Consider the following 12,218-nt stretch of genomic DNA (forward strand, 5'->3'; position numbering starts at 1 on the left):
TTACCGGGGTCAGACCCCGGACCGGCTGAGCCGGCCGCACCGTCCCGCGGGGACCCGCTTCCCGACCCGGGTCCGGGTCGCCACCAGCTGGCCGTCCTGCGGGTAGGCGTGCCAGGTGCGCCAGTGCACATGGCCGTCGTGGCGCTGGGCGAGCATGGCCGTGAACGCGTGCGGACTGCCGGGGAAGACGCCCGCGAGGCTGTTCGGATGGTCGCAGACGAGGGCCAGCAGCTCCTGCGCGCGGCCCGCGAACGAGCCCGGCGAGAGGACCTCGACGCGTGCGGCGAACTCGTACTCCCAGTCGTCCACCCGCTTGGCGACGCCGAGCGGCAGGGGTGTGCTGCTGCCGGGAATGCAGGCCACCGTCTCCGAACAGCGGCCCTGCTCCTGCTCCACCAGCACCTGGTGGGACGCGCCGAGCAGTCTCAACTGGAGATTGGCGCCGTCCAGTTCGAGGTCGAGTGTGGCCAGGGCGGGGAGCGGCTCGCGCCCCAGGGCCCAGGCGAGGTCTGCCGCGCGCGTGTCGGTGTAGGAGGTGTTCAGGGTCGTGAGCATGGATCGGCTCCGCAAGCACGCAAAGAAAAAGGGGGTGTTGGTCCGGCGCACCCCGGTCGACTCCGGTCGACTCCGGTCGACGGCGGGAATTCGGCCCGGTCAGCCCAGTCGGGAGGGGTGTCCGCGCAAGACGTCCGAGGGGCTGCGATGGTGGTTTAGAGGGAATCATGAACTGTGCTGCCGCCACAGCGTTTTTACCCAACTTCGTGGGGTTTCCATCCCTCAGAGGGCCCGACAGCTCAACTGTTCAACCACGGCGTGCGCCGGAGCCCCACGGCGCACACCCGCGCGGTACGGGGCCCGAACGAATGTCCGGGCCCCGTCCGTCGGATACGGCTCCCCCTGCTGGAGCTCGGCTGCCCCGTGTCAGCCGCCTCCGCCGCATCCGCCCCCGCCGCCGCAGGACGACCCGCCCCCACACGAGTGACCGCCCCCGCACGAGTGACCGCCCGAATGGCCGCCCGAATGCCCACCGGAGTGGCCGCCGGAGTAGCCGTCCGAGGTCGAGCCGGGGACTCCCCCGCCGACCCACCAGCTGCTGTCGCTGCCGCTACCGCTGCCGCCGCGCCGACGGCTGACGCCGTACATCCGCGCCTTGCCGTTCCTGCGCGCCGAGGACGCGACGGCGCCCGCGAACAGGACCGCGGCGATCACCAGGATGATGCCGATGGCCATGGCGTCACCCTCCTTCCGGTTCCCCCGAAGCGGCCCCCCGTGGGCGCCTCGTTCCTTGCGTGGACTGGGAATGCCCGGCCGTCCGCACGGCCAAAGCAGAGTTGAGCAACTTCTGAGGGTGCCCACCGAAGGCGGGTTGAGGAACCCCGGAGCTTCGGCGCAGGATGACCGGCATGACCTCCAGCGCACGCCCCTTCCTCAACCGCCGGCTCGCCGAGTTCGGGACGACGATCTTCGCCGAGATGTCGGCGCTGGCCGTACGGACCGGGGCGATCAACCTGGGCCAGGGCTTCCCCGACACGGACGGACCCGAGGAGATCAGGGAGGCCGCGGTGCGCGCGCTGCGCGACGGCCTCGGCAACCAGTACCCGCCGGGCCCCGGCATCCCCGAGCTGCGCACCGCCGTCGCCGCGCACCAGCAGCGCCGCTACGGCCTGTCCTACGACCCCGACACCGAGGTCCTGGTCACGGCCGGCGCCACGGAGGCCATCGCCGCGGCCCTGCTCGCCCTGCTGGAGCCGGGCGACGAGGTGATCGCCCTGGAGCCCTACTACGACTCCTACGCGGCCTGCATCGCGATGGCGGGCGGCACCCGGGTGCCGGTCACCCTGCGCCCGCACGACGGCGCGTTCCGCCTGGACCTCGACGAACTGCGCGCCGCGGTCACCGACCGCACCCGTCTTCTGCTGGTCAACACCCCGCACAACCCGACCGGCACGGTCCTGACCCGCGAGGAGCTGACGGCGGTCGCGGAGCTGGCCGTGGAGCGCGACCTGCTGGTGGTCACCGACGAGGTGTACGAGCACCTCGTCTTCGACGGGGCCGAGCACCTGCCGCTCGCCGCCTTCCCCGGGATGCGCGAGCGCACGGTCACGATCGGCTCGGCCGGCAAGACCTTCTCCTTCACCGGCTGGAAGGTCGGCTGGGTCACCGCGCCGCCCGGCCTGGTCACGGCGGTGCGCTCGGCGAAGCAGTTCCTGACGTACGTGTCGGCCGGACCGTTCCAGTACGCGGTCGCCGAGGCGCTCGCCCTCCCGGACTCCTACTTCGAGTCCTTCCGCGAGGACCTGCGGGTCAAGCGCGACATCCTCGCGGCCGGCCTGAAGGAGGCGGGCTTCCAGGTCTACGACACCGCCGGCACCTACTTCGTCACCACCGACATCCGCCCGCTCGGCGAGAGCGACGGCTTCGCCTTCTGCCGCGCCCTGCCGGAGCGGGCCGGTGTGGTCGCCATCCCGAACGCGGTCTTCTACGACCACCGCGAGGCCGGCGCCCCCTTCGTCCGGTTCGCGTTCTGCAAGCGGACCGAGGTGCTGGAGGAGGCCGTGCGGCGCCTGAAGTCCCTGTCGGCCTGACGCCCTGCCGGCCCGACCGTCCGAGGCCCTGCCGGCCTGCCGGTCCGAGGCCGTGCGGGCGGCCGGGAGGAGCCGTGCGGGTCGGCCGGGAGGGGTCGTCCCGTGCGGTGGCCCGATCCACCCCGACGGCGGGCCGGTCCGTCTGCCAGGGTGTCGGCGGACCCGGCGGGAGCATGTCCGGACTCCGGCGTCACGCCGCCGCGCCGGGTGGTGGGCGAGCGCACCCGTCCGGCCGCGCCCTGCTCGCGCACCCCGGCGGCGCCCTTGCAAGGTGCGGGTGTGACTCACACCAGCGCCACCATGCTCCGCCTCGCGGTGCCGGAGCCCGAACGACGGGGCCGGGCCCGTCCGCGGCTGCCCCGTCCCCGGCTGCCCGACCCCCGGACGCTCCCGCCGCCGGGGGCCGCCACCGCCGTGGGCCTGTTCGTGGCCGCGCGGCTGGCCGGTGCCGCCGTGCTCGCCACGACCGCCTGGACCGGCGACAAGCAGCCGCTCGCCCTGCTCGGGCGGTCCTGGGACTCCCTGTGGTACCTGGGCATCGCCGCGCACGGCTACGGCCGCGTCCTGCGTCCGCAGCCGGGCGTCGTCCAGAGCGACCTGGCGTTCTTCCCGCTCTACCCGGCCCTCGTGCGCGGAGTGACGGCGCTCAGCCCGCTCGGCGGGGGCGGGGCGGGCCTGCTGGTGTCCTGGCTGGCGGCCGTGGCCGCGGCCTGCGGGATCTACCGGTGCGGCGCCCTGCTGCACGGCCGGGCCGTCGCCTGCACGCTGGTGCTGCTGTGGGGGCTGCTCCCGCACTCGGTCGTGCTGTCGATGGCGTACACGGAGCCGCTGCTCACGGCGTTCGCCGCCTGGTCGCTGTACGCGGTCCTCACCCACCGCTGGCTGTGGGCCGGCGCGCTGGCCGCGCTCGCCGGACTGTCCCGGCCCAACGGCTGCGCGGTGGCGGCGGCCGTCGTCGCGGCGGCCGTCTGCGAGGCCTGGCACGAGCGCCGCCGGCTCGGCCGGCTCTCCCCCGGGCTGTGGGCGGGCGCGGCACTCGCCCCGCTCGGCTGGAGCGCGTACCTCCTGTGGGTGGGCCGGCGCACCGGGGACCTGTTCGGCGGCTACTTCAGGGTGCAGGCGGGCTGGGGCTCCCGCTTCGACCTCGGCCACGACGCGCTCCGGTTCACCCGGATCCTCCTGCTGTACAAGGCCCGGTTCGTCTTCCCGATGTCGCTGGTGATCGTCGCGGCGGCGGTGCTCCTGTACGTCCTGCTGCTCCTGGACCGCCCCCCGCTGCCCCTGGTCGTCTACACCAGCGCCCTGATGGTGGTCGCCCTCGGCGGCGCGGGCTTCTTCGAGTGCAAGCCGCGCTTCCTGCTGCCCGCCTTCCCCCTGCTGCTGCCGCCCGCGCGGGCGCTGGTACGCACGGCGAGAGCCCGGCCCTGGCACGCGACCGCGGTGGTCGCCGCCCTGGCCGGGCTCTCGTTCGTCTACGGCGCGTACCTGGTAGCGATCGCGCACGCACCGCTGTAGGACCCGGGGACGGGCTGCCCCGCCCTGGGCCCCGGAGGCGGACTACTCCTCGCCTTCCTCGGGCTCCTCCGCGTCGTTGACTTCCTGCTCCAGGCCGAGCTGCTCCACGAGCCACTTGTCGAACTCGATGGCGGCCCGCACCCAGCTGACCGTCGACGACACGAAGTGCTCAAGGGCGACGCCGGTGCCGATCAGCATCTGGGCCTCGCCGATGAGGCGGACGGTGCCGTCGTCGTGCGTGTGCGTGTAGACCTTGGGCCACAGGGTGCGACGGTTCCAGTCGTCGATGGACTCCAGCAGCTGCGGCTTCTCGTCGATCTTGTGCGGACGGTCGTAGAAGGTCCGCACCGAGAACACCTGCTGGTCGGCCTCGCCACGGAACATGAAGTACGTGCGGAACTGCTCCCAGGGCGCCGCGAGGTCGCCCTCCTCGTCCACGACGTACTTCAGCTCCATCTGGTCGAGGAGCTGCTTCACGAGGTCCTGATCCGGGACGACGGGGCCCGCCGGTCCCTGCGGCTGCGGCTCGGGCTGGCCCCCGAAGTTCGGAATCGAGGACGGGTCGATGGTCACCGTGAATTTCCCTTCGTACGGATGCTGCCATCCTCTCCCATCCGGCACGGGGAGTGGCAACCCCGGCAAGGGCCTGTCGCGCGCCGGGGGTGTCATGATCTGGTCACCAACGGCAGGGGGTAGCTCGGATGCGCACGGTGTTGTGGGGCCTGTGGTGGCTGTGTCTGGTCTTCGTGGTCGTGATCGGCGGGTGGTTCGTCTGGCGGCTGGCCACCCTGGAGGGGAGCGACGAGCCCGCCGACACCATCAGCGCGGCCGACTGCGGCACGGCCATGGAGTTCGCGGGAGCCGCGATGCCCGCGGGCGCCCACGACGAGGACTGCCTCTCGCACACCTGGGGGGGCCAGTCGTACGACGGCACGTTCCGTATGCCGCGCCCGACGGTGGCCGGGTGGCTGGCCACGTCGTTCCCCGGCGGCGAGCGCCCGGCGATGTGCGACGCGGACCTGTGCGTGACGGTCTTCAAGGACCCGGGCGACGAGAGGACGACGGGCGCGTACGACGTGAGCGTCAGCGTGAGCTACGAGGGCGGTGCCGCCGGGGACACCGCCCTCGTCCAGTTCGACGCCTCCACGTACTGAGCGCCACCGCGTACCGGGCGGCACCGCGTCCGGCGCGGTGCCGCCCTTGCTTCACAGCGTCTTGCCGGTCGCCGGGCCCACGATGAGTCCGTCGCCGAAGGCATCCACCCGGACCGTGTCGCCGTCCTTGACCTCGCCGGACAGGATCTCCCTGGCCAGCCGGTCGCCGATGGCCGTCTGGACCAGCCTGCGCAGCGGCCGGGCGCCGTAGGCCGGGTCGTTGCCCTCGTCGGCGAGCCAGGCCAGGGCCTCGTCGGTGATCTCCAGGGTGAGCCGCCGCTCGGCCAGCCGTCTGGCGAGCCGGTCGATCTGGAGGCGGGCGATCCGGCCCAGCTCCTCCTTGGACAGGGCCGAGAAGACGACCAGGTCGTCGAGCCGGTTGAGGAACTCCGGCTTGAAGGACGCCCGGACCACCTCCAGCACCTGCTGCTTCTTCTCCGCCTCGCCCACCGTCGGATCCACCAGGAACTGACTGCCCAGGTTCGAGGTGAGCACCAGGATGACGTTGCGGAAGTCGACCGTGCGGCCCTGGCCGTCGGTCAGCCGGCCGTCGTCCAGCACCTGGAGCAGGACGTCGAAGACCTCGGGGTGCGCCTTCTCCACCTCGTCCAGCAGGACGACGCTGTACGGGCGGCGGCGGACCGCCTCGGTGAGCTGGCCGCCCTCCTCGTAGCCGACGTAGCCGGGCGGGGCGCCGACCAGCCGGGCCACGCTGTGCTTCTCGCCGTACTCCGACATGTCGATGCGGATCATCGCCCGCTCGTCGTCGAAGAGGAAGTCCGCGAGCGCCTTGGCCAGTTCGGTCTTGCCGACGCCGGTCGGGCCGAGGAAGAGGAAGGAGCCGGTGGGCCGGTCCGGGTCGGAGATGCCCGCGCGGCTGCGCCGCACCGCGTCGGAGACGGCCCGTACGGCCTCGGACTGGCCGATGAGCCGCTTGCCGAGCTCGTCCTCCATGCGCAGCAGCTTCTGCGTCTCGCCCTCCAGCAGGCGGCCCGCCGGGATCCCGGTCCAGGAGGCGACGACGTCCGCGATGTCGTCGGAGCCGACCTCCTCCTTGACCATGGTGTCCCGGGAGGCCTCCTCCTCGGCCTCGGTCGCGGCCTCCAGGTCGCGTTCCAGGGACGGGATCTCGCCGTACAGCAGCTTGGAGGCGGTGTCGAAGTCACCGTCGCGCTGGGCCCGTTCGGCCTGGCCGCGCAGGCCGTCGAGCTTCTCCTTCAGCTCACCGACCCGGTTGAGGGACTGCTTCTCCTTCTCCCAGCGGGCGGTGAGACCGCGCAGCTCCTCCTCCTTGTCGGCGAGGTCGCGGCGCAGCTTCTCCAGCCGCTCCCGGCTCGCGGCGTCGGTCTCCTTGCCGATCGCCAGCTCCTCCATCTTCAGCCGGTCCACGACCCGCTGGAGCTCGTCGATCTCGACCGGGGAGGAGTCGATCTCCATGCGCAGCCGGGAGGCCGCCTCGTCGACGAGGTCGATGGCCTTGTCGGGCAGGAAGCGGGAGGTGATGTACCGGTCGGACAGGGTGGCCGCCGCGACCAGCGCGCTGTCGGCGATCTGGACCTTGTGGTGGGCCTCGTAGCGTCCCTTGAGCCCGCGCAGGATGGCGATGGTGTCCTCGACGGTCGGCTCGGCGACCAGCACCTGCTGGAACCGCCGCTCCAGGGCCGGGTCCTTCTCGATCCGCTCCCGGTACTCGTCCAGCGTGGTGGCGCCCACCATGCGCAGCTCACCGCGCGCGAGCATGGGCTTGAGCATGTTGCCCGCGTCCATGGCGGAGTCGCCGCCGGCGCCCGCGCCCACGACGGTGTGCAGCTCGTCGATGAAGGTGATGATCTGGCCGTCCGAGTTCTTGATCTCGGCGAGGACGGTCTTCAGCCGCTCCTCGAACTCGCCCCGGTACTTCGCTCCGGCCACCATGGCGCCGAGGTCCAGCGCGACCAGCCGCTTGTTCTTCAGGGACTCGGGCACGTCCCCCTTGACGATCCGCTGCGCGAGGCCCTCCACGACGGCGGTCTTGCCGACGCCGGGCTCGCCGATGAGCACCGGGTTGTTCTTGGTGCGGCGGGACAGCACCTGCACGACCCGCCGGATCTCGTGGTCCCGTCCGATGACGGGGTCGAGCCTGCCCTCCCGCGCGGCCGCGGTGAAGTCGGTGCCGAACTTCTCCAGCGCCTTGTACTGCCCCTCGGGGTCCGCGGTGGTCACCCGGCGTCCGCCCCTCGACTTGCGGAAGGCTTCCTGGAGCTGCTCCGCCCCGGCTCCGCGCCGGGAGAGCACCTCGCCGGCGGCGCCTCCCTTGGCGGCGGTGCCGATCAGCAGGTGTTCGGTGGAGACGTAGTCGTCGCCGAGGTCCTGGGCGCGCCGCTGGGCGTCGGCGAGGACGGCGAGCAGTTCACGGTTGGGCTGCGGGGGCGCGACGGTGGAGCCGGTCACGCTGGGCAGCTGGGCCAGCACCCGTTCGGCGTCGGCGCGCACGGCGGCCTGGTCCGCGCCCACGGCGGCCAGCAGGTCGATGATGTTCTCGTTGTCCTGCCCCGCGAGCAGCGCGAGCAGGAGATGGGCGGGGGTGAGGTCCGGATGGCCCTCGGACACGGCCCGGCTGCCGGCCGCGTTGATCGCGTCCCGACTCCTGTTGGTCAGCTCGGCGTCCACGTTCGCGTTCTCCTCCCAGCGTCGGCGTACTGCCCACGTCTCCCGGTCCTGACTCAACCAACGTACACAAAGTTGAGTCTATTCCGCTCAAGAAGAGCCCGGGAGGTCGCGGGGGACTAAATTCCCGGGCATGGCCGCATATCCGCAGAACCCGGGCAGCCCGGACCAGCCGTATCTCGCCTTCTGGCGGGAACGGCACCTGTGCACCCTGACGACGACACGCCAGGACGGCACACCGCACGTCGTACCCGTCGGAGTGACATACGACCCCGAGGCGCGATTGGCTCGGGTGATCACGAACAAGGCGAGCGCGAAGGTGGCGCACGTGAACGCCGCGGGGGCGGCGGGCGCGCCCGTCGCGGTGTGCCAGGTCGACGGCCGCCGCTGGGCCACGCTGGAGGGCCGGGCCTTCGTACGCACCGATCCGGAGCGGATCGCGGAGGCGGAGCGGCGCTACGCCGAGCGCTACGAGCGGGTGCCCGCACCCAACCCGTCCCGCGTCGTGATCGAGATCGAGCTGACCCGGGCGATGGGGCGGGGCTGAGGAGGCGGGGCGAGCTCCGGGGGAACAGCGGCGGACGATCCTTTTCGGTCACCCCTGGAACGCGTCTATTCCCGGAAATATCCCGTAAAACTGCAGCGGGGTCACCGTGTTCAGGTCACGGTGACGCCGCTGCGGGGGGAAGTACCTGCGCGATCTTTTACGACGGGGGAATCGCGTCAGGCACTGCGGGGGGTGGCCGAGATGGTCCTGATGTCAGGAACGTCCGGCTCCGCAAGCCGGTGGTCCCGCCGATCCAGGTTCACAAAGATCATTCCGTACCGGATGGCACACCGCACGGGCTGCGGCGCGCCGCGAGGCCGTCGCAGGCACCGGTACGCCCGCACGTCCTCGTCCTCGTCCCGCGTGACGACGACCGGCTCACCGAAGACGGTCACCATCAGCGAGTCGCCGCTGTGGGGGATGGCGGTGACCAGGTCGATGAAGTGCCAGCCGGAGCGGTAGGCGGTGGCCATCTCACGTCGGAAGGAGCGGTCGTCGGGTGGGGTGGTCACGTCAACTCCACACGGTGTCATTCGGTGTGACGACGGTGTCGCCGTCGCCGGCCGCGGCGTTGGCACCCGGCACTGACCAGACGGTGTCCGCCCGAGCGTCACCCTTCGCACCAGAGAGGCCACTCAGCGTTCCGAAGGCCACAACGGCGGAGAAGGCGGCGACAAGCACCGAGCGAAGCATTCTCTTACGCATAGTCGGCTTCGTCCTCACTTGAAGGTCCCCTCTTCCCCCGTCGAGTAAGACGATGGCTCATTCGGGCACGTCATGGCCACAGAATCAATGCATCATGTTCCTGCATGTTCAGGGTCCTGGGGGGTGGAGATTTGGCAACGAATCGGACTAACGAGACACATCCTCACGCCTTGACGGAATTGTGCGAGGAGGGCGGGCGTCTCTACGCGAACGCGCTGCGCACGGGGCGAATCGCCCGCGCCGAGGTGGAGGCCGCTCCGTGCCTGATGGAGTTCGCCCTGCTGCACCCCGACCCGGACGAAACGAACTGGCTGCTCCCGGTTCCCCCCTCGGTCGTCCTGGCCCAGCGCCTCAACGCCATAGAGCGCGAGATCAGTGAGCGGCGGCGGCTGTCCACCGACCTGGCCGGGGCCTTCGAGCCGTTCATGGCCCTGAGCGCCCAGGTGACGGCGGCCACGGACTCCGTCCGGGTGCTGGAGGGGCTCGACCGGATCAACGCGGCACTCGACCTGGCCACCGCCCAGTGCCAGCACGAGGTGCTCACGGTCCAGCCGAGCGCCCGCCACCCGGAACGCAGACTCATCGAGGGACTGGAGCGCGACCGGCCGCTGATCGAACGCGGGGTGCGCATCCGCACCCTGTACCAGCACACCGCGCGCTACAGCCCCGAAAGACTCGCCTATGTCGACCAGTTCGCCGACGGGAAGGCGGAGTACCGCACCATCGACGAACTCGTCGAGCGGCTGATCATCTGCGACGAGACCGTGGCCTTCATCCCGGTCCGCGAGGACCGCCAGGTCGCCCTGGAACTGCGCCACCCCGGGCTGGTCAGCTACCTGGTCAAGGTGTTCGAGTTCATGTGGAACCGCGCGGTGCCGCTGAGCGCCGGCGCCCCCTACGAGACCGCCCCCGACGGCATCACCGACATCCAGCACTCCATCGCCAAACTCCTGGTGGAGGGACACGTGGACGAGGCCATCGCGCGCCGGCTGGGCATGAACGTACGCACCTGCCGGGCCCACATAGCCAAACTGGCCACCGCCCTGGGCAGCGGCAGCCGCGCCCAACTCGGCTATCTGATAGCCCAGTCGGGAATTCTCAACCAGGACCACCCCGTCCCGGCCGAAGACGGCAGCACGTGACCCGAGCGCCCTCGCCCGGCCCCCTCACAGGGCGGTCGGCGACCCCTGGTCGGGCAGGACGACCTGCGGCACACCGGGGGTCGGCGCGGAGCCGACCAGGCCGACCTGGGCGATCCTGACCCCCAGTTGGGTGCGGCTCGCCGCGCCCAGCGTCTCCGAGAGCCGCGCGATGTGCGCACGGCAGGTGCGGACGCTGATGCCGAGGCGCTCCGCGATCACCGCGTCCTGATGCCCCTCCGCGAGCAGCGCCGCGATGGACTGCTCGCGGTGCGAGATGCCTTCGATGCCGGTGTCGGGCAGCGGGGCGGTGAGCGGGATCGCCAGGCGCCAGAAGCGTTCGAAGACCGTGGCGAAGTAGCCGACCAGGGCCGGGTGCCTGAGTTCCAGGGCCATCGTGTGATCGGCGTTGGCGGGGATGAAGGCGACCGTGCGGTCGAACAGGATGAGCCGGTCGACGACCTCGTCGAGGGTGCGCGCCTCGACCGTGTCGCCCATCAGCTCCAGGTAGTTGAGCAGACCCTGCCCGTGCCGGGCCACGTGGTTGTACAGGTCCCGCATGCGCACCCCGCGCCCGCGCAGCGTCAGCGCCCGGTGCAGCCCCTCGGACAGCTCGGCCTCGCGGCGGATGCCGCCCGGCTGGACCGTCAGCACCTCCGTCGTGCAGGCCTCGGTCGCCTCGTCCATCGCCGTCTGGATCCGGGACAGGCCCTCCAGGACCCGGATCGAGCTGCCCTCGGTGCCGGAGGACGGCAGCCGGCCGCCCAGGCCCGCGTACCACTCGACGGCCGCGACCGCCGCGCCCACCCGGTGCCGGCTCGCGCTGACCTCGTCGTGCACCGCGCGCAGCAGCCGGGTCATGACCTCCTGCGGTGCGGTCGGCACCAGCCAGTCCATGTCGTCGGGATCCGGGTGCAGCAGGGCCAGTTCCAGCAGACAGGGCACCGGGTCGGCGTCACGACGGCGCACCCGTCCGCGCCGTACGGCCCGGGAATACACCCGATCCCCGGCCTCGCACAGTCGGTCGGCACCGTGTGGATGCTGCTCCGTCCCGTGCCCGGCCATCGCCCGTCCCACCCCCGGTTCCAGCCTCTTCCGCAGGCGCCACTATGCGCGGACCCTACCTGCTCCGCAACACGGCTTCCCTCGGCCCGACCGTGGGAAACAGCTGGTTCGTCCTGCTTTCCGCCCACCGCCGACCATCGCATCGCCACAAGCTGACGGTGGTGTTCCGTACCCGGCCGGTACTCGGTGGAATCCACTCCCCCGGGTGACTGCCGTCCATGCGTTCCCGTCGTGTCCGCCCTCTCCCCTTTCGGCCCCGACGGCCCGACACTTCACCTATGCCGAAAGGGCGCCTGCCGAGGGCACTCACGTGGACGACGCTGGCCGCGGCGCTGACGCTGCCTGTCGCGGGCTGCGACGCGGGGGGCGGGAGTCCGGCGGGTCCGTCGCCCTCCGCGGCCGCACAACGGCCTTCCAGGGCTTACAAAGATGGACACCTCACGTTCACCTTGCTGTCCCTGCGCTGTGGCCTTACGGCTGTCTCGGGATCGCATAGTGAGGCGCAACCCGACGGCCAGTTCTGTGCGATCCGGCTGCGGGTGGAGAACAAGGACCCCGAGTTCCACACGTACGTGGTCGCGCGGCAGCGCCTGGAGGGCGTCGCCGGCCGGCGCGGCCGGGCGGACACCTTCGCGATGGCGGTACGGCGTCAGCACGACCAGGTCGAGATCGGCGGCCACGATCTCGTCGAGGTCGAGATCTGGTACGACGTGCCGCGCGACGCGAAGGTCACGGGCGTGCGCGTCTCGGGCGACCGCGACCGGGCCGGCTTCATGGACAGCCGTCCGGTGGAGCACGCCCCGGAGGGCGTGCTCATCCCGATGAAGCCACTCGTGGGCTGGTGAGGCGTCCTGGGACCGGT

12 protein-coding genes are annotated in these 12,218 nt (G+C 71.6%); 6 read left to right on the forward strand and 6 right to left on the reverse strand.

Translation table 11 applies throughout. From position 1 onward, the window contains the following. Positions 1-9: 9 nt before the first annotated feature. Both ACZ7OY_RS12595 and ACZ7OY_RS12600 read right to left on the reverse strand, forming a co-directional pair. Positions 10-555 carry a DUF2617 family protein gene (locus tag ACZ7OY_RS12595; protein ID WP_471911392.1) on the reverse strand — a complete coding sequence of 182 codons (546 nt, stop codon included), beginning with the start codon at positions 553-555 and terminating at the stop codon, positions 10-12. A gap of 366 nt (positions 556-921) precedes the next feature. Beyond that, positions 922-1,230, reverse strand: a complete 309-nt coding sequence (locus ACZ7OY_RS12600; protein WP_471911393.1) for a hypothetical protein — start codon at positions 1,228-1,230, stop codon at positions 922-924. A gap of 164 nt (positions 1,231-1,394) precedes the next feature. Here ACZ7OY_RS12600 and ACZ7OY_RS12605 point away from each other — a divergent pair, with 164 nt between their 5' ends. Both ACZ7OY_RS12605 and ACZ7OY_RS12610 read left to right on the forward strand, forming a co-directional pair. Beyond that, positions 1,395-2,585 carry a pyridoxal phosphate-dependent aminotransferase gene (locus ACZ7OY_RS12605; RefSeq protein WP_471911394.1) on the forward strand — a complete coding sequence of 397 codons (1,191 nt, stop codon included), beginning with the start codon at positions 1,395-1,397 and terminating at the stop codon, positions 2,583-2,585. A 300-nt stretch (positions 2,586-2,885) separates the two neighbouring features. Continuing rightward, the gene (locus tag ACZ7OY_RS12610; protein ID WP_471911674.1) at positions 2,886-4,100 is read left to right on the forward strand and encodes a hypothetical protein; all 1,215 of its coding nucleotides are present in this window, start codon (positions 2,886-2,888) and stop codon (positions 4,098-4,100) included. Between the two features lie 42 nt (positions 4,101-4,142). On the opposite strand, the gene ACZ7OY_RS12615 is transcribed toward ACZ7OY_RS12610, so the two are convergent. Next, positions 4,143-4,673 (reverse strand): YbjN domain-containing protein, encoded by a 531-nt coding sequence (locus ACZ7OY_RS12615; protein ID WP_471911395.1) that lies wholly within the window; start codon positions 4,671-4,673, stop codon positions 4,143-4,145. A gap of 128 nt (positions 4,674-4,801) precedes the next feature. On the opposite strand from ACZ7OY_RS12615, the gene ACZ7OY_RS12620 reads away from it, so the two are divergent. Next, positions 4,802-5,254 (forward strand): hypothetical protein, encoded by a 453-nt coding sequence (locus ACZ7OY_RS12620; protein WP_471911396.1) that lies wholly within the window; start codon positions 4,802-4,804, stop codon positions 5,252-5,254. A 51-nt stretch (positions 5,255-5,305) separates the two neighbouring features. Here ACZ7OY_RS12620 and clpB read toward each other — a convergent pair whose 3' ends face one another. Beyond that, a complete protein-coding gene (gene clpB, locus ACZ7OY_RS12625; protein WP_471911397.1) occupies positions 5,306-7,903 on the reverse strand; it encodes an ATP-dependent chaperone ClpB in 2,598 nt (865 codons plus the stop codon). A 130-nt stretch (positions 7,904-8,033) separates the two neighbouring features. Here clpB and ACZ7OY_RS12630 point away from each other — a divergent pair, with 130 nt between their 5' ends. After that, complete coding sequence (locus tag ACZ7OY_RS12630) at positions 8,034-8,447, forward strand: pyridoxamine 5'-phosphate oxidase family protein (RefSeq protein WP_384722426.1); 414 nt, start codon at positions 8,034-8,036, stop codon at positions 8,445-8,447. Between the two features lie 176 nt (positions 8,448-8,623). Here ACZ7OY_RS12630 and ACZ7OY_RS12635 read toward each other — a convergent pair whose 3' ends face one another. After that, positions 8,624-8,959 (reverse strand): hypothetical protein, encoded by a 336-nt coding sequence (locus tag ACZ7OY_RS12635; RefSeq protein ID WP_338017542.1) that lies wholly within the window; start codon positions 8,957-8,959, stop codon positions 8,624-8,626. Positions 8,960-9,256: 297 nt separating this feature from the next. On the opposite strand from ACZ7OY_RS12635, the gene ACZ7OY_RS12640 reads away from it, so the two are divergent. Next, positions 9,257-10,294, forward strand: coding sequence for a helix-turn-helix transcriptional regulator (locus ACZ7OY_RS12640; protein WP_471911398.1), 1,038 nt, complete (start codon positions 9,257-9,259; stop codon positions 10,292-10,294). A gap of 24 nt (positions 10,295-10,318) precedes the next feature. On the opposite strand, the gene ACZ7OY_RS12645 is transcribed toward ACZ7OY_RS12640, so the two are convergent. After that, entirely contained in the window at positions 10,319-11,356 is a 1,038-nt protein-coding gene (locus ACZ7OY_RS12645) for a helix-turn-helix transcriptional regulator (RefSeq protein ID WP_351619241.1), read from the reverse strand. A gap of 278 nt (positions 11,357-11,634) precedes the next feature. Between ACZ7OY_RS12645 and ACZ7OY_RS12650 the strand changes: the two genes are divergently transcribed. Continuing rightward, positions 11,635-12,201, forward strand: coding sequence for a DUF4352 domain-containing protein (locus ACZ7OY_RS12650; RefSeq protein ID WP_471911399.1), 567 nt, complete (start codon positions 11,635-11,637; stop codon positions 12,199-12,201). Positions 12,202-12,218: the final 17 nt, after the last annotated feature.

This window comes from Streptomyces sp. NPDC107559 (assembly GCF_055657365.1).